This is a genomic window from Christiangramia lutea (assembly GCF_022489035.1).
Taxonomy (GTDB): domain Bacteria; phylum Bacteroidota; class Bacteroidia; order Flavobacteriales; family Flavobacteriaceae; genus Christiangramia; species Christiangramia lutea.
Window position 1 is genome coordinate 588343 of the sequence record NZ_JAKVTV010000003.1, and the last position, 23303, is coordinate 611645.

Here is a 23303-nt window from a genome sequence, read left to right on the forward strand (position 1 = left end):
TCAATTATCATTTATGCTTATCGTCATAATTTTACTGTAAATATAAAAGATAAACATATGGACAGATCAGTTGAGTTAGTAGCATCGCCCAGAGCACCACATTTCGTTGGCGATGGCTTTAGAGTGCATAATTTTATTCCTAGTGGATTCAGGTTGGATATGCAAAGAATGGATCCATTCATATTAATGGATTATAATTCCAAATATTATTTCGAACCATCAGATAAACCCAGAGGAGTTGGTGTTCATCCCCATAGAGGATTTGAGACAGTAACTATTGCCTATAAGGGAAGAGTGGCTCATCATGATAGTAGTGGAGGGGGAGGTATCATTGGTGAAGGTGATGTGCAATGGATGACCGCTGCCAGTGGAGTTTTGCATAAGGAATACCACGAAGAGGAATGGAGTAAAGCAGGTGGTGAATTTCAAATGGTACAGCTTTGGGTAAACTTACCAAAGAAGTATAAGATGAGTGCTCCAAAATATCAGGCAATAAAATACGAGAATATTCGAAGAGTAAGTCTACCTGACAACGGAGGACAAATCGAGGTGATTGCTGGAGAATATCAAAATGGTAAAGGGGTAGCATCTACGTTTTCGCCAATTCATATGTATAATGCCAGACTTAAGAAAGGAGGGAAAGCTAAATTTAATTTTCCTTCAAATTATAATACCGTTTTATTGGTTTTAGAAGGCAGCATCTCTATTAATGAAACAGAAAAAGTTGCTACTGACCATTTAGCTTTGATGACAAATGATGGAGAATCCTTTGAAGTTAGGGCGGAAGAAAATGCTTTAGTTTTAGTTCTTAGCGGTGAGCCTTTGAATGAGCCTATAGTGGCGCAAGGTCCTTTTGTAATGAATACAAAGCAAGAGCTTCTACAGGCATTTAATGACTTTAAAGAAGGTAAATTTGGAAGTTTGGTCTAATTTATTCATAAGTAAATTTTCATCGATTTTAACCACCAGGTTGTTTGACACAAAATACCGGTTAGATTTAAATAGTAATCTTCCGGTAGTTTAGGTTAATGCAAGACCTTTAATTTTTCAAATAGAGAGCATTATTGATAAACTTTTCAACCTTTATAATTAAAAACTAATCCTTAGTTAAAATCAAACGCTTCTTTTCTTTAAATAAATGTAACGATCTGTTTAACAAACGTTTATAATTACAATAACAGGAAATTAATTATCTTAAATATTCCCGAGCTCAACGGCTCTGTAAAGTTACAATTTATAATAAACCTCCCGAAAGAGAATCTCAATTAGACTATATATCACATGGCAAAGTGGATTGGGAATTGAAATTTAGTAATTAAAGAAAACACTAATTATGTATGCAAATAAATTGATTTACTCGGTTTGTGCAATTTTAATTCTTAGTTCTAGCTTACATGCCCAAAAAGTCAAAGACCCCATTGGTGGTCAATCTAACAGGCCTCTTAGTAAAGAAGATTTAGATTATCAATTAAAGTATCAAAGAGCTTTTGAAACTTCACTTTGGGCAATGCCGGCTGTAGCCATTTATAAATTAAGAACGGCCGCATTTACTCCTGAAATTGGATTGGATAATAATATTATAGCTGCAAGTCTTTCCTTGGCAGGGCCAAGTAAAGAGTTATTAACAGCCAATAGCTCCACCTCTTATATCACTGCCTTCACCGATTTAAGTAAGGGGCCGGTGGTTTTAAGTATCCCTTCTTCAAATGAGGAAGGAAAATTATATGGCCAGGTGGTAGATCATTGGCAAAGAACAATAGCAGATGTTGGGCCATCCGGCCTAGACCAGGGAAAGGGTGGAAACTATATTTTCACACCTCCAGGCTATGAAAAGGATGTTCCTGAAGAATATCTGCATGTATCTTCACCAAGCTATCGAATAGCATTTGTATTTCGTTCTATACGTCTAAAGGATAAAACAGAAGAAGATGCCTATAATTATGCAAAAAAATTAAAAATGTATTATCTCAAGGATGGTGCACCCAACCAACAGCAGTTTGAAGATGCTGAAGATAATCGGTATTCTACTTTGCCTGTTTACGATTACACTTATTTCAGGGATGTTCACGAAATATTTTCTTTGGAAAATGTAGAGGAAGGTGATAAGCATATGACGGGAATGTTGGAATACCTGGGAATTAAAAAAGGGAAGCCTTTCAATCCCGATACAAAAACTATAGAAGCAATGAACAATGCCATGGGAGATTTATATATCCATATCCAGGAACAATGGTAAAAGGAAGCTTTTGAAGCTAGGCTTTGGAAAGACCGATATTACACTTCCCTTATGTTGGCAGATGACAACAGGACATTTTCTTTTGATTATGGAAGCTATATTGATATAGATGCCCGAGGCGCACTTTGGGCATCAGCCACCTTACTTCCAAGTGTTGTGTCCAATCGTCCAGCAACAGAGTATTTGGCTTCTATAGCAGATGAGAATGGAAATCCTTTGTTACCAGGTAAAGATTATAAAGTGACGGTTCCACCTAACATGCCAATTCAACAATTTTGGGCACTTACTGTTTATGATAGGGCAACATTTGCTTTAATTTACAACGAATTAAATCGTACCACTTTATCTTCTTACGATTTGAATAAAATGAAAAAGAATAATGATGGTAGTGTAACAATATACGTTGGATCAAAGGCACCTAAAGGCCTAGAAACCAACTGGATTCCTACGGAGGGTAAAAAGCCTTTACCTACATTCCGTTTTTATGGCCCGACAGAAAGTTTATACGATGGTAGTTTCAAAATGCCCGATTTTAAAATGGTTAAGTAAATGATAAAAATCAAATAGGAGACTAATATATTTTCTGAAAAGAGTGAACATAAAGTATGATAGGAAGTAGGTTTTAACTGTATTTAAGATAGTACTATTAAAGTTTACCAGTTATATATTCCCTTCTTCCGAAAATGGAGATAATTTGAAAATTTATCTTGAAGTCAACATAGATAAAATAGAAATCTATGGGCGTTTTGTAAAATTCTGTTTAATAATTGTTTATGTGCTTTATAGGAAGAATTTAGTTATCTTAATCATTGCCTTATATCTACGTGAATTTGCTTTTAAAAATTAATTTAAAATTCCCGTTATGAAAAAATGCAAATTCATTTTCACAAGTTTGTGGATTATAGTATTTCGTCTGGCTGGTTTTTCTCAAGATACTCCCGCTCCAAATACTAAGAATATTCAATATTCGCCATATCCAGCAGAAGATTTTCCGAATCAGGTTTTTTATGGAGACACACATCTTCATACAAGTTACTCTACAGATGCCGGAATGATTGGTGCTGTTTTAACACCTGAAGATGCTTACAATTTTGCCTTAGGAAAAGAAGTAAAAACCAATACCGGTCTAAAAGCTCGTTTAAGTCGTCCTCTTGATTTTCTGGTGGTTGCAGACCATGCTGAGAATTTGGGACTGGCACCTGCAATAGCGGCTTCTGATCCAATTCTTCTTTCTAATGATTGGGGAAAGAAAGTTCACGACCTGGTGAAATCAGGACTTGATGGAGCGGCAGAAGCCTACGATAATTGGCTTGTAAAATTAGGTGAAAGGGATGATCCTCTTGAGGATAAGCCTGAATTCATGGAGACCTATTGGAAAAAGGTAATTGAGGCTGCTGAAAAATATAACCAGCCGGGAACCTTTACCGCATTCATTGGATATGAGTGGACGTCAAGTCCAGAAGGAAATAATCTGCATAGGAATATCATATTTCGAGACGGAGGTGATAAAGCAATTCAGGTATTACCATTTTCACAATATGATAGCTTTAATCCAGAAGATCTTTGGGATTGGATGCGTAGTTATGAGCAAAAGACAGGAGGAAAGCTATTAGCTATTCCACATAATGGGAATCTTTCAAATGGATTGATGTTTGACGATAAAACATTTACCGGAGAACCGATTACAAAGGAATATGCAGAGCGCCGTATGAAAAGAGAACCTGTCTACGAGGTCACGCAGATGAAAGGGGATGGGGAGGCACACCCGGCATTATCGCCTAATGATGAATTTGCTGATTATGAAACATGGGACAACGGAAGTTTTGGACCAAATCCTAAAACAGAGGACATGCTTCCTCGTGAATATGCACGTGAGGCCTGGAAGAGAGGTTTAGCTTACGAAGAGGAAATTGAGATCAATCCTTTTAAGTTCGGTATTATTGGTTCTACAGATGCACATACTGGACTTGCTTCCACTGAGGAAGACAATTATTTTGGAAAAGTTGCTAGCCTGGAACCCTCCTCAGACCCAATTCGTTTTGAAGAAGTGATTGCTGGGAGGTTTTCACCAAAGGGTTCTCAAACTTATGCTCGCCAGATAGCTTCAGCAGGGCTAGCTGGAGTCTGGGCTCGGGAAAATACACGGGAATCTCTCTTTGACGCATTTGCAAGGAAAGAGGTGTTTGCCACTACCGGGACACGAATTCGTGTGCGAGTATTTGGCAGTTTTGACTTTAAAGAAGATGATCTCAATCGTTCAGATTTTGCTAAATATGCATATCAAATCGGAGTTCCCATGGGCGGAGATCTAAAAAAAACGGGTTCAGGTAAGTCTCCATCGTTTTTAATAAAAGCACTCAGGGATCCAATCGGTGCAAATCTTGACAGAATCCAGATCGTCAAGGGCTGGTTGGATAATTCTGGAAAAACCCGGGAAAAGGTCTATGACGTGGTGGTTTCCGGAAATCGGGTAATTGGCGGTGATGGAATTGCCAGGGAAAAGGTAGGTAATACTGTAAACATAGAACATGCAACCTATGACAACTCAATTGGTGCTCCCCTACTGGAAGGTTATTGGGTGGATCCTGATTTTGATTCAAACCTAAGGGCTTTTTATTATGTGAGAGTATTAGAAATTCCAACTCCTAGATGGACAACCATAGACGCGAAGATATTTGGTGTAGAAAGACCGAAGGATGTTCCAGTTAGCATTCAAGAGAGAGCTTATACCAGTCCTATTTGGTATAATCCCGAGTAATAAATTAAAATGTGAAATCTTTTTACAATAAAAACTCAAAAAATAAGATTACGTTTTAAAACCTAAATATAATTGCGATTTAGTTGATTTGCTTTTTGTTGGTCTATTTCCCAATACAGAAATTAGCAAAAATATTCCCCAGCAGGTCGTCATTTGTGATCTCCCCGGTGATCTCTCCAAAATGATGTAGCGCCTGGCGGATATCGATCGCTAGCAGGTCTCCTGATAGATCAGCATTCAAACCGTCTTCTACCTTGTTGATCTCTTCCAGTGCTTTTAAAAGCGCTGCATAGTGTCTTGAATTAGTAACGATGGTGTCGCTATTTCTCAAAGCACCGGTATTTACGAATTCCAGTAGCCTATCTTTTAATTCTTCAACTCCAAGATTGGTCTTAGCAGATAATAGTAAAAATTCTGCTCTTTCAGCGTGACTGGAAATATCTTGTAGTTTCTCCTTTAAATTTTCAACTTCCTCTTCAGCGAGTCGGTCTGTCTTGTTTGCGATTATCAACAAAGGTTTTTGCGGAAACTTGTTTTTGATCTTTTCAATTTCAACCCTAACTTCCTGAAGTCTTTCCCGGTTTACCGCGATCTGGGAACTATCAACCAGGTAAACTACCACTTGCGCCTGACTGATCTTCTCAAAGGTCTTTTTAATACCTATACTTTCCACCACATCTTTGGTTTCACGGATCCCGGCTGTATCTATAAACCTAAATCCAACTCCGCCAATACTCATCTCATCTTCGATGGTATCTCGGGTGGTTCCGGCGATATCGGAAACAATGGCTCTTTCTTCATTCAGAAGAGCATTCAGTAGGGTAGATTTTCCTACATTAGGTTCGCCGACAATAGCAACGGGAATTCCGTTTTTCAAAACATTTCCGGTAGCAAAAGAATCGATCAGTCTTTTTAGTACGGTTTGGATTCTTGAAACCAGATCTCTGAATTGATCTCTATTCGCGAACTCCACATCTTCTTCGGCAAAATCCAATTCCAGCTCAATAAGCGAAGCGAAATTCAAAAGTTCTTCTCTCAGTTTTGCAATTTCATTTGAAAAACCTCCACGCATTTGCTGCATAGCCATCTGGTGAGATGCCGCATTTTCAGAATTGATGAGATCGGCTACGGCCTCTGCCTGGCTAAGATCCATCTTTGCGTTCAAAAACGCACGAAGTGTAAACTCTCCGGCTTCCGCGGAACGGCAACCTTTGCGAATTAATAACTGAATGATTTCCTGTTGAATATACGGACTGCCGTGACAGGATAATTCTACCGTTTCCTCACCGGTGTATGATTTAGGAGCGCGGAATACAGAAGCAAGTACTTCATCGATAGTCCTTTCTCCATCCATCACATTTCCAAGATGAATCGTATGTGTAGGCTGATCTTCCAAAGGCTTATTGCTTTTGGCTTTGAAAAGAGGAGCTACAATATTTAATGCATCAGGTCCTGAAACCCTTATCACGGCAATTGCTCCCGCACCCGAAGGGGTAGCAAGGGCAACAATAGTATCATTCAATTTCATGTGGCAAATTTATGAAAGAAATTATTGCTATTCCTATTTCCGTAACAAACCATAAGATTGCTCGTCTTTTATATAGAGACCATCAATAACCATCAAATCTTAAAAAATGAGAGAAGACAATCAAATGTTAGTCATGACACACCTTAGCCAGTTATTAGACCTGGTTACCGGAGTAGGTGGATTTATCGTTCCGCTTATTTTATGGCTCACTCAAAAAGATAAAGTAGCAGGGATGGATATGCACGGTAAAATGATCCTGAACTTTCAGATAAGTCTGTTTATTTATTCTATTATCTGCATTCCGCTTATCCTTTTATTCGGATTGGGAATTCTGGGATTGATCATTATTGGTTTGATCGCCCTTATCCTGCCAATTATGAATGCCTTAAAGGTGAGTAATGGAGAGATGCCATATTATCCTTTGACTATAGAATTTCTGAAATAATAAAATGAAACAAGGTCATCCTGAATAGTCATCTTGAGTTAAGACGAAAGATTAGGATCTCATCTAAGAAAGTCTTAGAAAGAGAAGCTGAAACAAGTTCAGCTTGACACAATAAAAGCTGTAGTTGGTTTTTTTTAGTTAGAATGAAAAAGCCCCGCTGATCTGGCGGGGCTTTTTCTATTTTGAACGATTGGTTCTTCTAGTTATTCAGCATAACTGGCATTACGAGCATCGTGATCTTTTCTCCTGGATCAAGACCATCAACGGGAGTTAGAATTCCCGCTCTGTTTGGTAGGCTCATTTCCAGCATTACGTCATCTGCTGTTAGATTTCCTAGCATCTCGATCAGGAATCTAGAGTTGAAACCAATTTGCATGTCATCTCCCTGGTAAGAACAGGTTAAACGCTCTTCAGCCTTATTGCTGTAATCTACATCTTCTGCAGAAATATTAAGCTCGGCTCCGGCGATCTTCAATCTTACTTGGTGGGTCGTTTTATTTGAGAATATGGAAACCCTTCTTACAGAACTTAAGAACTGATTTCTCTCAATACTTAATTTATTTGGGTTCTCCTTAGGAATTACCGCTTCGTAATTTGGATATTTCCCGTCGATAAGCCTACAGATCAACTGAGTGTCGTCGAAAGTAAATTTCGCATTCGATTCGTTGTATTCAATAAGAACTTCAGATTCGCTTCCTGCAAGAATTCCCTTAAGAAGGTTCAATGGTTTCTTTGGCATGATAAATTCAGCAGCCTGGTTTGCTTTGATGTCCTCTCTGGAATATTTTACAAGTTTATGTGCATCGGTTGCCACGAAAGTAAGTCCGTCTTCCTTAAATTGAAAGAAAACCCCGCTCATTACCGGTCTAAGATCATCGTTACCTGAAGCGAAAATGGTCTTGGAAATAGCAGAAGCAAGAATATCGGCCTCTACAACCGTGCTGCTTGGATCTTCAAGCTCTACCGGGTTAGGGAATTCTTCACCATCGGCATATGCCAGCGCATATTTACCATGGTTAGAACTTAATTCTATAGTATTGTTATCTTCAACTACAAAGGTTAGTGGTTGCTCAGGAAAAGTCTTGAGCGTGTCTAAAAGTAATTTCGCAGGAACCGCAATTTTACCTTCAGAATCTGATTCAACCTTCAGTTTGGCAGACATGGTAGTCTCAAGGTCTGAAGCAGAAACGGTTAATTCATCATTATTAAGATCGAAAAGGAAATTGTCTAATATTGGTAATGTGTTACTATTGTTGATTACCCCTCCAAGTATTTGTAGCTGTTTCAGCAGGTAATTGCTGGATACAATAAATTTCATCGGCTTTTATTGATTTGTTTTAATCATTTACAAATATATTTTAATAAGTCAAAAATAAAGGCTTCTGCACTTAGTTTTTATTAACAGACTTGAAGGCTGAAAATGATATAAGTGTCAGTAAAACAATAGGTTGTGAAATTAATGGCTCTGGAAATTGTTAATATGTGCCTCATGGGCTTTCTGAAGATTTCTATAGAAGCTTTAGTTTAAGTATTTCCATTTTCTGTAAAACCGGAAAGCGATTCCGAAGATGAGCAAAATAACCAAGGGTCCTGCCAGATTAATGAGTTGCCACTGCTGCCTTTGTGCTGCAGCTTTCTCTTTATCCAGGAAAGCAAGTTTGATCTCTTTTGAGCGAATGTCGATTAGTCCGTTGTCATCCAGAAGATAATTCACCGCATTCAACAAGAACTCCTTGTTACCATAAGTATTGCCGGTATAACGTTGAAAACCAAGTTCCATAGGTTTGCCACCCTGGATGTCATTTTTAATCACGTCTCCGTCTGAAATGACCAGCATTTTAGAATCTACACTCTTATTCTTATGATTTGTAATTTCAAAAGGTTTGACCCTGTTCTTATAAACCGATTTAAATTCTCCTTCCAGCAAAACGGCCAGGGCTTGTTCACCGGAATTGTATGAATTGATATCCGGTTTTTCACCAACCAGATCCAAATTTATTTGTACGGGAACACCCTCCAGTTTTGTTTTTGGAGAGCTGCTTAAAAGAATGGTTTTTTCAATATCGTTCGCAAGAGTATCTATAGGATTTGCATACTCGAATTTTACCGCTTCGATATTATTAATAATGGGGTGCTCATTGGGAGAACTCGTTAACGGGCTATAGAACCAGGGATACGGATTGAACCTGGTATTGTTCCCACTACCGCTTGCCAGGATGATTGGGGCAGAGTAGAGGTCGTTCACCAGTTTGGGATTAATTCGTACGCCGTAGGAAAAGAAATAATCCCCCAGGTTCAGATTCCTTGGAAGGGCGATGGCAGAGCCACGCTCGTTAAAAAGACTGTCAGTTTCCATATTGGTAGCCTCGGCCAGCCAAAGCATTTTCCCACCATTCATTAGATACTGATCCAGCACATATTTTTCATTCTCAGTATATGGTTGAGTGGGTTTCGGTTCAAGGATTAGGTCGTAATCTTTAAGATCTTCCAGGGTTTTCTGTGGATTTACCGTTGCGGAATCCAGGGTAAAAGGAGCCATAAAGTAATATTCCTGGATGGTCTTAATAAAATCGGCAATTTCGGCATCGGGAAGTTCGCCATTTCCACGCATCACCGCGATTTTCTTTTCGCGGGGATAGATGAGTTTACTCAATCCATCTGCCAGTGAATATTCCAGTTGTTGCACCGATGCGTTTACACGTTCTTCGTCGGTAGCTCCAATCTGGTTTTTTAGTAATGGAATTTTAACGGTTTTATCGCCATAATTGGCAATAGCCCATGGAAAAATAATGCTCTCGCTATTCTTTCCGTTCTCTTTAACATTAAGCCTAGCCGGGGTCATTCCCATCCTGTAAAACTCTTCTGCGATGGTGTTAGCGTCTCCACCTTCTTCCAGCGGATCTACGAAATTGAATTTAATATTTCTATTATATGCTGAAAATTCTTCCAGCATTTGTCTTGTTTCATTCTGTAATCTCCTGAATTCTGAAGGAAAACTACCTTCAAGAAAAACATCAAATGTTATCGGTTGTTCAACCTCGGCTACTATTTCTTTAGCGGCGGGGGACAAGCTGTATCTCTGGTCGTGGGTGAGGTCAAACCGCAGGTAAAATTCTGAAGCTAGGAAATTTGCGGCTATCAGGATAACCAGCAAAATCAATAAGGACCTTATTTTACTCGCTCCTCTCATTAACGTCGGTTCTCTGTTTTTGAAAGGTTGATCTCGGTGAGTTGCAGGAAGAGAAAAATCACACTTAAAAAATATACAATGTCCCTGGTATCCACTACACCGCGACTTATGCTTTTATAATGAAAACTGATCCCAAAAGATTCTAGAATATAGCTGGAAGTGCCAAAAATGTTGGTCTGTCCTAATCCTTCAAATGCATAATAACAAATGAAGCAAAGAAAAACTCCAAGTAAAAATGATACAATCTGGTTGGAGGAAAGGCTCGATGCGAAAATTCCTATTGCGGAATAACAACCTCCCAGAAAAATCAATCCCATATAAGAACCTATGGTGCCACCTACATCAAAATTTCCAATCGGTCGACCTAACTGACTTATGGTTAGAACATATAAAAAAGTGGGGATTATAGCCAGAATTACTAAAGTTAAAACTCCTAAATATTTTCCTGCGATAAGTTTCCAGAATCCGATTGGTTTAGTTAACAATATCTCCATAGTACCCATGCGTTTTTCATCTGCAAAACTTTTCATGGCAATTGCCGGGATAAGGAAGAGAAAGATCCAGGGCGCCAGGTTGAAAAATGGTTTCAGATCGGCGAAACCACTATCCAGAATATTATATCCTCCTGAAAATACGAATAGAAAAAATCCGCATGCAATAAGGAATAGTCCTATCACGAGGTAACCCGTTAAGGAAGAGAAAAAAGATTGTATTTCTTTATTCAGTATCGCCAGCATACTTTTCAGTTATCAGTTATCAGTTATCAGTTATCAGTTATCTGTTTTCGGTTGTCTGTTGTCGGCTTTTCGGTTTTTTGTAAATAGGTCATTTCGAATGCAGTGAGAAATATAAATTCTAACATCTCAAATCTCAATACTCAATTCTCCTTACTCCAAACTAACTACTTTATCCACGCTCCAGGCTTCAGGCTTTTCATTAAACAGTATTTTGGTACTGGCCCAGACATTTTTAAAAAGTTCAGAATTCCTGTAATTCTCTAAAGATTCTTCATCCTTCCAGTAACTATACGTGAAAAACTGGTTTGTATTGTCCTTTCCTCGATAGAGTTCTAAAAATTCACAACCTTCAAATCCCCTGATCTTAGCCTTATTTTCTTCGAAATTCCAAAGGAATTCATCGATCTTATCTGGTTGAAAACCCATTTTTACTATTCTTACAAACATCTATTCAAAATTTACAGTTATGGTGTCCAGGTATTCCAGCCCAAATAAACTCGCGGCGCTTCCAACGGTGCTTGGATTACTTTTATACATGGCCAATTCAATATAACCGGCCGAATTAAAAACCGCCAGTTTTTTACCATCCTCTTCCTTGCGTTTCTCCTTCTCTACATTAAAATTGATAGCGTGACTATAGGTTTCATAGATAGTATTGAAATTAACCGTTCTGGCACTAATTTTAAAAGCTCTTCCTTTACCCACATTTTCAAATAACTTGCGAGTGATATTGGTGATCACATTTCCATAGTTATCAACATAGATCACATGGCCAAGTATTTGATTTTTATCTGAATTTATCAGAGGCTCGAATTGCTTCAAATGTTTAATTTTGCTAACGCTCTTACCTATAACTTCCAGGGTTCCACCCCTTGAGATATGACAGGCTACCTTTACGAAAACATCAAGAACCGGAAAATTTGTCTGTATCTTATCGTGGATATTGATTTCCACGATTTTTTCAGGCCTTATTTCTGAAGCTAGCAAGGAAAGTATCCCATTATTGGCGCAAATAAAATAATGCTCATCCAGCTTAACCGCTAAATGCTTGTTTTCCGGGGTTAATTCAGAATCTATCCCAATAATATGAATAGTGCCTTTTGGAAAGCTCTTATAGGCGTTTTTAATAATGTAGGCTGCCTCGCTAATATGAAATGGAGAAACAGAATGAGAAATATCAACAATTCTAACATCACTAAGCTCGCTGTAAATAGCTCCTTTAACCGCACCAGCAAAATAATCTTTCTCTCCGAAGTCGGTCGTTAACGTAATGATTGCCATAGGCGATTGTTAATATTTTTTTAATCTGAGACTGGTAATTTTCCTTAAGTTTGTATAGAAGGCGAATATAATTTTATTTTTAACGATTCGCTTCGGCTATAAGGTAAAAAATACCATAAATTCGGTTTCAAAATTAGGATATTGGAATGCGAAGGGCAAATAAAAATAACCTGAAAATCTACAATGCTTCATCTTAAAACTAATAGCTTTTGAACGAACTTCTTATTGAACTCTCAGAAATAAGCCCTAGAGAATTTTTCGGGCAGCAAAATGAACACATTGAACTTTTAAAAAAGTACTTTCCAAAATTAAAGATCGTTGCCAGGGGTAGCAAAATTCGCGTCTTTGGAGATGAGGAAATGCTGGAGGAATTCGATAAGAGATTCTCTATGCTTATGGATCATTTCGGGAAGTATAATAAACTCGATGAAAATACCATCGAAAGAGTTCTAACAAGTGAGAGCGAAGAAGATTATAGTACTTCCAAAGAAAGCGGGGAGCCTATTGTTCATGGTATAAGCGGTAAGGTTATTAAAGCCCAGACCGCAAACCAGAGGAAAATGGTAGAGCTTTCTAAAAAGAATGACCTTGTTTTCGCAATTGGTCCAGCCGGAACCGGGAAAACCTATACCGGGGTTGCTTTAGCGGTTAAAGCCCTGAAGGAGAAACAGGTAAAAAGAATCATTCTTACCAGGCCTGCAGTAGAAGCAGGGGAGAATCTTGGATTTCTTCCCGGGGATTTAAAGGAAAAACTTGATCCTTACATGCAGCCATTATACGATGCGTTAAGAGATATGATACCTCATGAAAAGCTGGAGATCTTTATAGAAAAAGGAGTTATACAAATTGCTCCTCTTGCTTTTATGCGTGGTAGGACCCTGGATAATGCCTTTGTGATACTCGATGAGGCGCAAAATACTACCCACGCCCAAATGAAAATGTTTCTTACCAGGATGGGTAAAAACGCAAAATTCATTATAACCGGTGACCCGGGGCAGATCGACCTTCCAAGAAGAGTGATTTCAGGATTAAAAGAGGCACTCCTTATTCTGAAAGATGTAAAAGGTGTGGGAATGGTTTATCTCGATGATAAGGATGTGATTCGTCACCGATTGGTGAAAAAGATCATTGCAGCATATAAAGAAATAGAACACAACGATTAATATTTAAAGTTTAGCTCTCAATGAGTAATACTATAACTGAAACAAATTTCAATTTTCCCGGCCAGGAGTCGGTTTATAAAGGTAAGGTGAGGGATGTCTACTCACTGGAGGATGATCGCCTGGTGATGATAGCTTCAGACAGGCTTTCAGCTTTTGATGTGGTGATGCCAAAAGGTATTCCCTATAAAGGACAGATCCTGAACCAGATTGCTACTAAAATGATGGAAAAGACCAGTGATATTGTTCCAAACTGGCTCGAGGCGACTCCAGATCCAAATGTGGCGGTAGGCAAAAAATGTGAACCATTCAAAGTAGAAATGGTGATTCGCGGCTATATGTCTGGTCATGCAGCCAGGGAATATAAAGCTGGAAAAAGGGAATTATGTGGCGTTGCCATGCCTGAAGGATTAAAGGAGAATGATAAGTTTCCTGAGCCTATTATCACTCCTGCTACTAAGGCCGAACATGGTGATCATGACGAAGATATTTCCAGAGAGAATATCATTAAAAGAGGAATAGTTTCCGAAGAAGATTATTTGAAACTGGAAGATTATACCCGAAAACTTTTTCAACGCGGAACCGAGATCGCGGCAAAACAAGATCTTATCCTAGTGGACACAAAATATGAATTTGGAAAAACTGCAGATGGAGAGATCGTTTTAATCGATGAGATCCATACTCCAGATTCTTCAAGATACTTTTATAAGAAAGGCTATAACGACAGGCAGGAAAAAGGCGAGGCACAGAAACAACTTTCAAAGGAATTTGTTCGTCAATGGCTTATTTCTAATGGTTTCCAGGGATTGGAAGGTCAGAGCGTTCCTGAAATGAGCGATGATTATATTGAATCTGTTTCTGAAAGATATATTGAATTATATGAGAATATCACCGGTGAAAAATTTGAAAAAGCCGATGTTTCAGATATCGACAACCGGATCAGGAAAAACGTAGAATCCTATTTAAAAGCTTAATAAAGTAGAAGCTTCTCAAAAAAGTATGATTTATTCTATTATTTATGGAATATTATCTTGCTTTTATTACTAGAACGTTTTTTTATTCCTCCCGATTTAATAATTTTAAAGGCAAAACCGGTTTATCCGGTTTTGCCTTTTTTAATTAAACCAACCTATATTATGAGCAATTATCACATAAAAAATCTAGAGGAATATTTTCAGGTATATAGAAAGTCTGTTAGAGAACCGGAAAAATTCTGGCAGGAGGTAGCCGAAGAACATTTTGTGTGGAGAAAAAAATGGGATAATGTGCTTAGTTGGGATTTCTCAAAACCTGAAGTAAAATGGTTTGAAAATGCCAAATTAAATATTACTGAAAATTGTATAGACAGGCATCTGCTTGCCCAGGGTGATAAAACTGCGATCATTTGGGAGCCTAACGATCCAAAGGAAGATACCTTGCATCTTAGTTTTAATGAGTTGCATAAAAAGGTGAATCAGTTCGCCAATGTTTTAAAGGAAAACGGAATACAGAAAGGCGACCGGGTTTGTATCTATTTACCTATGATCCCCGAATTGGCCTATGCCGTACTCGCGTGTGCCAGAATTGGTGCAATTCACTCGGTGGTTTTCGCAGGATTTTCAGCTTCAGCTTTGACTACTAGGACGCTTGATGCCGATTGTAAAATGATGATCACATCAGACGGGTCTTATCGCGGAGATAAAACCATAGACCTTAAAGGAATAGTTGACAAGGCGCTGGAAGATTGCCCGGATGTTGAGACAGTTTTAGTTGCAAAACGAATTGGGGCAGAGGTGAACATGAAGGAAGGGCGGGATAAATGGCTGGAACCTTTAATGGAAAAAGCTTCTGATCTTTGCAAGCCCGAAATTATGGATGCTGAAGACCCCTTATTCATTTTGTATACCTCCGGGTCTACAGGGAAACCTAAAGGAATGTTGCATACTACCGCCGGGTATATGGTTTATTCAGCGTATACTTTTAAGAATATTTTCAATTATCAAGATGATGATGTTTACTGGTGTACCGCTGATATTGGCTGGATCACCGGGCACTCCTATATAGTTTACGGTCCTTTATTGAATGGTGCCACTACAGTAATGTTCGAAGGAGTTCCTTCTTATCCCGATTTTGGCAGGTTCTGGGAGATCGTTGAAAAACATAAGGTAAATCAATTTTATACTGCACCAACCGCGATAAGAGCCCTGGCTAAAAAGAACCTTGATTTTGTAGATAAATATGACCTTTCCTCTCTAAAAGTCCTTGGAACGGTTGGCGAGCCTATAAATGAGGAGGCATGGCACTGGTATGACAATAATATTGGTAAAAATAAAAGTCCGATTGTAGATACCTGGTGGCAAACAGAGACTGGTGGAATTATGATCTCACCAATTCCATTTGCAACACCTACCAAACCAACCTTTGCTACCTTACCATTTCCGGGGATTCAACCCGTTCTGATGGATGAAGAAGGTAAGGAGATACAGGGAAACCAGGTTGAAGGAAGACTTTGTATTAAATATCCCTGGCCTTCTATGGCACGAAGCATCTGGGGTAATCACGAAAGATATAAAGATACCTATTTCTCAGCCTATGAAAATAAATATTTTACCGGTGATGGTGCCTTAAGAGATGAAACCGGATATTACAGGATCACGGGTAGAGTGGATGATGTAATTATTGTTTCCGGACATAATCTGGGTACGGCTCCAATTGAAGATGCCATCAATGAGCATCCGGCTGTTGCAGAATCGGCGGTTGTTGGATTCCCACACGAAGTAAAAGGAAATGCTCTTTATGGATTTGTTATTCTGAAAGAAACCGGGGAATCACGTAATCAGGATAACCTGAGAAAGGAGATCAATCAGCAAATTGCAGATAAGATCGGTCCTATAGCCAAACCTGATAAGATCCAATTCGTGGAAGGACTTCCAAAAACCAGAAGTGGAAAGATCATGAGAAGGATTTTAAGGAAAATTGCCTCGAAAGACACTTCAGATCTTGGAGATACATCCACACTTTTAAACCCGGAAGTAGTAGAAGGAATTATTGAAAAAGCATTATAAGTTCTGGCATATTATTTGATTATAACGGTTACAACTAAAAAATTTCATTTATGAAGAATTTTACTTTGCCGGCAATTTTGCTATTTTCAGGATTTCTTAATGCACAATCTGGTACCAATGGGGCGCCACCACCTCCACCAACAAATAATCCCAGTGAGATAACTCAAGTCACGCTGGATTTTTTGAATGAAATGGATAATTTATCCAGGCATCCAAACATGTCAAAAGAAAAATTTTCCGGAAGCCCGTTTTTAGACGATGAATTCAGAATGGGAAAAATACTGTCCCGTGGAAAAGAGATGCCAGTTCTTTTAAGGTATAATGTTCTGTCGAATCAAATAGAGATCAAGGTAGATGAGAATGATGAAGTGATTACTCTTCCCAGGGATCAATCTACCAGGTATATGCTTGAAGGGTATGAATATGTCTGGATGAACCTGCTTACGGAAGAAGGTTGGAAAAAAGGGTATTACGTAAAGTATTTTGAAGGAGATAAGGTTAAGTTCATGGGGCTGCCCAGTATTTCTGTAAGAAAAGCCGAAAAGCAATCCTCAGGCTACAGTAAGGCTAAGACAGCTCATTACAAAGTAGATATGAATTATTACCTGGCCAAGGGAGATTCCAGGCTGGAATCTGTAAAAATTAAAAACAGGGATTTTGAAAAATATCTTAACCTTGATGACAGGGGCGAGGATTTTCTTGATGAGAATAAAATAAAGGAAGTAGCAGATGCCATAGATTTCCTGGAATATTATGAAACCTATTAATTTTTGATCTTATAAAGATCTTTCATGCCCAATTTATTTTTTTTGTTGATCCTACCCAGTAGTTTCATAAAAATTATTGCGGTGATATATGCGTCGCCCGAGGCGGTGTGCCGGTCTGTAAGTTCTATATTATAAGCTTCAGCGATCTCGTCCAGGGAGTATATCTTATCCCTGTTAATAAGATTTGTAGCAATACGGGTGCTTTTATAAAGAACCGCAGTATCCAGAACTTTGTTTTTTAATTTGGGAAGACCGTGTCTGTTAAGGGCACGGTTTATCATTTTAAAGTCAAATCCGGCGTGGTGGGCCACCAGAACAGAATTTTGAACGTAGTTTAGAAAATTCTTCAGGCCTTCTAGTTCGGGTACTTTTTCAAACTTTTCATTCTGAATAATGCCATGGATCTTTACGGTTTCGGGATTAAATCTTGATTGCTCCAGGAAAACCTCAAAATTGTCACCTATCTCGATACTATTATTTTCTATTCTAACTGCACCTATACTTAAGATCCTGTCCTCATCAAAATCAAATCCCGTAGTTTCAGTATCAAAAACAACGAACCTGATTTTCGAGATATCCTCAGGGAGTTTCTCTTCAAAACTTCTGGCATAATTCTGCCAGAACTCCGGAAGGTTCTCATCTATAGGTTTTTTATTGAATATGTTCCAGATCATAAGTAATAAGTCGTTTGAAAACGAACTTTAATCAACTCCTGTATCTCTTTAATAGTCTTAAAGCAGCGTTTAAGTTTTATCTTATCTTCCTTGCTTAAGTCCTCGAGGTTGATGAATCTACCATTATCTTTATTTTTCAAGCCCTGTTTTGTTCTGAATTTTATCATTACTCTGGATGAATAAGCACATGCCTTGTAGATCTCTTTATTGTTTGGTTCCAGTTGAGCTAGTTTTTCAAATCTTTCTGAAGTGTTGCTGATATTTTTTACCCGGTGTTCGAGAATAAGCAATCTGGCAGCATCGGTAAGAGGCATGATTCCACGTTTTTTGATATCGAACAGGTCTTTTTTCTCTCCATCCTGTTCAACTAAAAACTGTCTGAAAAAGCCTAACGGAGAAGGATTTCTCAGGGCTTGTGCCGCCAATCTGTTCAGGAAATTACTATTGCCTTTCAAGATCTCAAATATATGGTCTGAAACGGAATTGGTGAGTTTTACTTCACCATAGGAAATATCAAAATCGAAAAAGATCTGGCAAAGCAGGATCTCATCATTTCCTGAGGTTGTCACCCATTCAGAGAATTGCTCTTTCCATTCGCTAAGTGAGAGGCAATATTTCGGATTTCTGGCCATCATCTCTGCCGGGCAGAATTCGTAGCCTATAATATTCAGTCTTTTGGTGACCTTGGTGGCTAGCTTAAGAAAATAAGCTCTCGTTTCAGCAAGTTTTTCTTCAGGAACATCCTCAAATACCAATGCATTATCCTGGTCTGTATGAAGTAATTGTTCCTTTCTTCCCTGGCTACCTAGCGACATCCAGGCAAATTTCGCCGGTGGAGGTGAATCCATTTTATCAATACACCTTTTAATAGTACGCTTAATGGTGGCGTCATTCAGCTCGAAAATAATATTGGAAACATGTGAAAGTGGAATGTTGCTTTTTAAATAGCCATTAAGCAAGATCATGATCTTATTCCTGATCCTTTTTAGTTTTTTGGTACTGCTAGCACGATTAATAGCTTTCATCAATACGGCAGGATTATTACCCTGGGAAACTATAATATCATGTTCAGAAACTATACCTTTAACTTTTGTGTTTGGAGTCCCATCTTTAGTGATGCATAAATGATTGATGTTATGCTTCATCATGGTTAATTGGGCCTGGGAGATCGTTAAATTTTTGGAATAACAAATTACCGGAGAATTCATTATTTCAGCAATGGAATCCTGGATAGTAAACCTTCCGGTTGCAACCAGTTCTCTAAAATCAACATCCGTAACTATACCTACCGGTTTTTTATCTTCAACTACAATTACAGAACCAACCTTTCTTTTGCTAATCAGTGTAGCTGCCTTTTGAATACTTGTTTCAGGAGAAACAGTGACCATTTTCTTTACGATTGGGATTGGTTGTAATTCAAAATGAGCTTCCTTCTTAAGGCTAATATCGTCCTCGTCTGCGATTAATTTTCCACGATGTTCATTGGAATATGGATTTCTCGTATTAGAGGCGAAACTCTCGATCAGAAAATTACCAACCTGAGAATTGCTAATGGTATAAGGTTTAAAGACATTCAGGGGTATGGCATAGATCACGCTTTCTTCATCGGTGATCGCGTTTATCTGGTAATTTTCCTTGGCAAAAAGCGGTCTTAAGCCAAATACATCGCCTTCATCGCATTTGTCAATCGTCTCAGGTTCCTGTCCGTTATCTGCCTTTTGAAGATCTACTGCACCTTTCTGAACTATGTAGAAATACTCATGAACCTTTTCATTTTTTGAAAAAATAGTTTGTCCCTGTTCAAAATACATCACCTTTATTTCCGAAGCAATCTTGTCAAGTTCGGCCCGATGAAGAAGGGAAAAAGGGGGGAAGTCGGCTAAAAAGTCGGCAATCCTTATGGCAATAGAATTCGTCATAGACCAAATTTATCTGAAAAATGACAAAAATGGAATATTATTAATCCTCAATTTCAATTTTATAATCGCTTATCAGTTTATAGATGGCCTTTTCAGTTTCTGAAAGTTGCACATATTCCGGTTCAATATCCCTGTTCACTTTCTTGAAATAAGGTTTGATCTCTCCAGTTTCATAAGTTTCAATAACCTTTGGGTGTACATAATAGCTTCTACAAACAGACCTGGTATTTCCAAGTCCTTCAGCAGCAGCATCAAATCCTATCAAGATATTCTTTTTGTTTTGCTTTTCATCCTCGGTATATCCTATTTCATGTAAGGTTTCGAAAAAGATCTTAGTGGCAGACCAGGTCCTGAAGTCCTTAGCCGAAAACATATCGCCACTAATTTCATGGATATATTCATTAATCATCCCACTATCTATACTTTGCTTTTCTCCATTTTCATTATAGAATTTGAAGAGTTCCCAGCCAGGGATCTCTTCACATTGATTGATCAATTCTACCAGCCTTTGATCTTCAACTGTTATCGAATGCTCTTTACCTTTTTTGCCAATAAATTCAAACTTCAATCCGTCTTTAAAGGTTTTTACGTGCCTGGTTCTAAAGGTGGAAAGACCGTAGGTTTTATTATTCTTTGCATAGTAATGATTTCCTACCCTAATATGAGTTTCTTCCATAAGTCGGATTACCAATGCAAGAACTTTTCTTTTTGGCATCCCTTCAAGATTAAGATCTTTATCAACCTGTTTTCTAATCTTCGGCAGCATTTTTCCGAAGGAAGTCATTTTAAAAAACTTGGTTTGATTCCTGATCTTTGACCAGGTAGGATGATACATATACTGTTTGCGCTCCTTTTCGTCTCTACCCACTACTTGAAGATGCCCATTGGGAAGATGAGTGATTCTTACATTTTTCCATGCCGGTGGAATCACCAGGCCTTTTATCCGGTCTATGGTTTTGGAGTCTGAAATTTTCTCCTCCTTTTTGTAATAAGCGAAACCACGCCCCACTTTTTTTCTAATTATTGAGAGGTGGCTTTCGGAAACATATCTGAGATTGGCCAATTTCACCGCTTCATGCGGATCGTTCATTACCGTTTCTACATCATCAGGCGACAGCGTCATAGATTTTTTATTTAAATATAAGCGGAATAACTATGGGGTACATTTAAAGATTTGTGAAACTTCAGCCAATGAAAATAAAAAACTCCCTGATTTCAGGGAGTTTATGAATTTATTAGGAATCGTATAGCCTATTCGAAATAGCTAAAGCTGTCACCTGATTTAATTTTTAAAAGTGATTCGTAGATAAGGTTGATCACATTTTCTACGTCATCCTTATGCACCATTTCCACCGTAGTATGCATATACCTTAATGGTAAAGATATTAAGGCAGAAGGTACCCCTCCGTTACTATAGGCAAAGGCATCGGTATCTGTCCCGGTAAATCTCGAAGAAGCATGACGCTGGAATGGTATATTCTTTTCCTCGGCAGTGTCGATGATTAATTCCCTCAATTTATTCTGAACCGCTGGAGCATAAGAAATAACCGGTCCGTCACCAATCTTATTCAGTCCGTTGGTCTTTTTCTCGATCATTGGAGTAGTGGTGTCATGAGTTACATCTGTCACTATTGCAACATTCGGCTGAATTCTATGGGTGATCATTTCAGCGCCTCTTAAACCTATTTCTTCCTGAACCGAATTTGTAATGTATAATCCGAAAGGCAATTTTTCACCATTTTCCTTTAATAGCTTAGCAACCTGAGCGATCATGAATCCGCCGATTCGGTTATCAAGTGCACGGCAAACAAATTTATCTTCGTTCAGTACAAAAAATTCATCCGGGTAAGTGATCACACAACCAACGTGTACTCCTAGCTTTTCAACTTCTTCTTTATTAGAGCAACCAACATCTATACAGATATTATCCATTTTAGGAGACTGTTCTTTTTCTTTATCGCGGGTATGAATAGCAGGCCATCCAAAAACACCTTTTACAATTCCTTTTTTGGTGTGGATATTCACTCTTTTGGAAGCAGCGATTTGATGGTCGCTACCACCGTTGCGAACTACATATATAAGACCTTCGTCTGAAATGTAATTGACATACCAGGAGATCTCATCGGCGTGTCCTTCTATTACAACCTTATATTCAGCTTCAGGATTAATCACTCCAACGGCAGTTCCATAGGTGTCGGTAATGAATTCATCCACGTAAGGTTTCAGGTATTCCATCCATAATTTCTGACCTTTGGCTTCATATCCGGTTGGTGCTGCATTATTAAGGTAGTTCTCCAGGAACTCCATCGATTTTTTGTCTAGTATCTTGCTTTTCTTCATTATTCAGAATTATTTTCACGAATTTAAAAAGTTTTAGATTGGTGACAACTTGCGAATGATTAATTTTGGAATGATTTTGGTTTAAATCAATGAACAAACGATTGAATTAAATTATAGTGATTAGGTATATATACATATTAATGGTATTGGTAAGTTTCAATGCAATTGGGCAGAAATCAACAAAGATTTTCCCTAAGGATAGCGTTGAGACCGATTCTATTGAGAAACAATACATGATCATTGCCGGTGATTCTATACCCAGGGAAATGATAGACCTGGAGGAAGTTGTCTTGTTACGTAAGCTGAAATTCAACAGTATGAAGGATAGAAAGCGTTATTTGATCCTTCGTAGAAAAACCCGTAAAGTTTATCCTTATGCTAAACTGGCTTCAGAAAGACTAGTAGACCTCAATTCGCGTTTAGATCAGATCAAATCGAAAAGAGACAGGAAGAAATACACCAAGATTGTCCAGGATTATATCGAGAAAGAATTTTCTGCTGAATTAAAGAAACTCACCAGGACAGAAGGACAAATCCTGGTTAAGTTAATCCACAGGCAAACCGGCATTACAACCTTTGACCTGGTAAAGGATCTTAAAAGTGGGTGGAGAGCATTCTGGTATAATACTACAGCAAGCATGTTCGATATATCCTTAAAGGAGGAATATCATCCGGAAACCAATCAGGAAGATTTCCTAATTGAAGATATATTGCAACGATCTTTCCGTGATAATATATTGGAAAGGCAGGAAAGTGCCCTGGATTTTGAGTACCTTGATTTGAGTGATAAGTGGAATAATAGTGTGACTTCCAAAAAAAGCAGTTAACTTCTCCAGTCTTTTTCACTGTCTTCCAGTGCAATAACTAAAAACCTTAAATTTTTCCAAAAAAACCAAAGATTTTGTTTGGCTGAAAGAAAGAAGTTGACGTATATTTGCAGCCGCTTTGAGAGCAAGGCGATGTTCACTGACACGAGAGATGGTAAGGGTTGCGAGGCGATAAAGGGTCTTAAGGATTAAATAAAATTTTTTTCAAATTTTATTTGGTTGGAGAGCAAAAGTCGTTGTATGTTTGCAGCCGCTTTCGAGAGGAGGTGGGAAGTTCACTGAAAGTACTGGGAATGGGGTATAGCGAGTTATTAGCTATCAAAAATTAAATAAATTTTTTTCTGAATTTATTTGGTTTGCGAAGAAAAGTCGTTTTATATTTGCACCCGCTTTGGAG

At 38.3% G+C, this 23303-nt stretch carries 20 protein-coding genes; 10 read left to right on the forward strand and 10 right to left on the reverse strand.

From position 1 onward, the window contains the following. Positions 1–57 precede the first annotated feature (57 nt). From ML462_RS11950 to ML462_RS11965, 4 genes are all read left to right on the forward strand, one after another. Positions 58–930, forward strand: coding sequence for a pirin family protein (locus tag ML462_RS11950; protein ID WP_240714052.1), 873 nt, complete (start codon positions 58–60; stop codon positions 928–930). Between the two features lie 403 nt (positions 931–1333). Continuing rightward, positions 1334–2236 (forward strand): DUF1254 domain-containing protein, encoded by a 903-nt coding sequence (locus tag ML462_RS11955; protein ID WP_240714053.1) that lies wholly within the window; start codon positions 1334–1336, stop codon positions 2234–2236. Between the two features lie 51 nt (positions 2237–2287). Then, positions 2288–2785: a DUF1214 domain-containing protein gene (locus ML462_RS11960; RefSeq protein ID WP_240714054.1), complete on the forward strand. Its 498-nt coding sequence runs from the start codon at positions 2288–2290 to the stop codon at positions 2783–2785. Between the two features lie 313 nt (positions 2786–3098). After that, positions 3099–4994 (forward strand): DUF3604 domain-containing protein, encoded by a 1896-nt coding sequence (locus tag ML462_RS11965; RefSeq protein ID WP_240714055.1) that lies wholly within the window; start codon positions 3099–3101, stop codon positions 4992–4994. A gap of 103 nt (positions 4995–5097) precedes the next feature. On the opposite strand, the gene mnmE is transcribed toward ML462_RS11965, so the two are convergent. Further along, positions 5098–6522, reverse strand: a complete 1425-nt coding sequence (gene mnmE, locus ML462_RS11970) for a tRNA uridine-5-carboxymethylaminomethyl(34) synthesis GTPase MnmE (RefSeq protein ID WP_240714056.1) — start codon at positions 6520–6522, stop codon at positions 5098–5100. Between the two features lie 106 nt (positions 6523–6628). Here mnmE and ML462_RS11975 point away from each other — a divergent pair, with 106 nt between their 5' ends. Next, entirely contained in the window at positions 6629–6967 is a 339-nt protein-coding gene (locus ML462_RS11975) for a DUF4870 domain-containing protein (RefSeq protein WP_240714057.1), read from the forward strand. A 199-nt stretch (positions 6968–7166) separates the two neighbouring features. On the opposite strand, the gene dnaN is transcribed toward ML462_RS11975, so the two are convergent. The 5 genes from dnaN to ML462_RS12000 form a co-directional block, all read right to left on the reverse strand. Continuing rightward, entirely contained in the window at positions 7167–8285 is a 1119-nt protein-coding gene (gene dnaN, locus ML462_RS11980) for a DNA polymerase III subunit beta (protein ID WP_240714058.1), read from the reverse strand. A 201-nt stretch (positions 8286–8486) separates the two neighbouring features. Further along, the gene (gene gldG / locus ML462_RS11985) at positions 8487–10157 is read right to left on the reverse strand and encodes a gliding motility-associated ABC transporter substrate-binding protein GldG (RefSeq protein ID WP_240714059.1); all 1671 of its coding nucleotides are present in this window, start codon (positions 10155–10157) and stop codon (positions 8487–8489) included. Beyond that, entirely contained in the window at positions 10157–10894 is a 738-nt protein-coding gene (gene gldF, locus ML462_RS11990) for a gliding motility-associated ABC transporter permease subunit GldF (RefSeq protein ID WP_240714060.1), read from the reverse strand. The genes gldG and gldF overlap by 1 nt, the downstream gene beginning before the upstream one ends. A gap of 150 nt (positions 10895–11044) precedes the next feature. Next, positions 11045–11341, reverse strand: a complete 297-nt coding sequence (locus ML462_RS11995) for a putative quinol monooxygenase (RefSeq protein WP_240714061.1) — start codon at positions 11339–11341, stop codon at positions 11045–11047. Next, on the reverse strand, positions 11342–12175 hold the full coding sequence (locus tag ML462_RS12000; RefSeq protein WP_240714062.1) for an SAM hydrolase/SAM-dependent halogenase family protein: 834 nt from the start codon (positions 12173–12175) through the stop codon (positions 11342–11344). Between the two features lie 209 nt (positions 12176–12384). On the opposite strand from ML462_RS12000, the gene ML462_RS12005 reads away from it, so the two are divergent. From ML462_RS12005 to ML462_RS12020, 4 genes are all read left to right on the forward strand, one after another. Further along, a complete protein-coding gene (locus ML462_RS12005; protein ID WP_240714063.1) occupies positions 12385–13338 on the forward strand; it encodes a PhoH family protein in 954 nt (317 codons plus the stop codon). Positions 13339–13358: 20 nt separating this feature from the next. Continuing rightward, entirely contained in the window at positions 13359–14309 is a 951-nt protein-coding gene (locus ML462_RS12010; protein WP_240714064.1) for a phosphoribosylaminoimidazolesuccinocarboxamide synthase, read from the forward strand. Positions 14310–14471: 162 nt separating this feature from the next. Further along, a complete protein-coding gene (gene acs, locus ML462_RS12015; protein ID WP_240714065.1) occupies positions 14472–16379 on the forward strand; it encodes an acetate--CoA ligase in 1908 nt (635 codons plus the stop codon). Positions 16380–16429: 50 nt separating this feature from the next. Continuing rightward, positions 16430–17146 (forward strand): hypothetical protein, encoded by a 717-nt coding sequence (locus ML462_RS12020; RefSeq protein WP_240714066.1) that lies wholly within the window; start codon positions 16430–16432, stop codon positions 17144–17146. Here the strand turns inward: ML462_RS12020 and ML462_RS12025 are convergent. The 4 genes from ML462_RS12025 to ML462_RS12040 all read right to left on the reverse strand — a co-directional run bounded on the left by ML462_RS12025 (position 17143) and on the right by ML462_RS12040 (position 22079). Beyond that, positions 17143–17820: a 3'-5' exonuclease gene (locus tag ML462_RS12025; protein WP_240714067.1), complete on the reverse strand. Its 678-nt coding sequence runs from the start codon at positions 17818–17820 to the stop codon at positions 17143–17145. The genes ML462_RS12020 and ML462_RS12025 overlap by 4 nt on opposite strands. After that, positions 17817–19739, reverse strand: a complete 1923-nt coding sequence (locus ML462_RS12030) for a DUF294 nucleotidyltransferase-like domain-containing protein (protein WP_240714068.1) — start codon at positions 19737–19739, stop codon at positions 17817–17819. The genes ML462_RS12025 and ML462_RS12030 overlap by 4 nt, the downstream gene beginning before the upstream one ends. A gap of 40 nt (positions 19740–19779) precedes the next feature. After that, entirely contained in the window at positions 19780–20862 is a 1083-nt protein-coding gene (locus ML462_RS12035; RefSeq protein ID WP_240714069.1) for a DNA topoisomerase IB, read from the reverse strand. 128 nt (positions 20863–20990) lie between these two features. Then, positions 20991–22079: a M42 family metallopeptidase gene (locus ML462_RS12040; RefSeq protein ID WP_240714070.1), complete on the reverse strand. Its 1089-nt coding sequence runs from the start codon at positions 22077–22079 to the stop codon at positions 20991–20993. A gap of 140 nt (positions 22080–22219) precedes the next feature. Between ML462_RS12040 and ML462_RS12045 the strand changes: the two genes are divergently transcribed. Further along, positions 22220–22906 carry a DUF4294 domain-containing protein gene (locus tag ML462_RS12045; protein WP_262914761.1) on the forward strand — a complete coding sequence of 229 codons (687 nt, stop codon included), beginning with the start codon at positions 22220–22222 and terminating at the stop codon, positions 22904–22906. Positions 22907–23303: the final 397 nt, after the last annotated feature.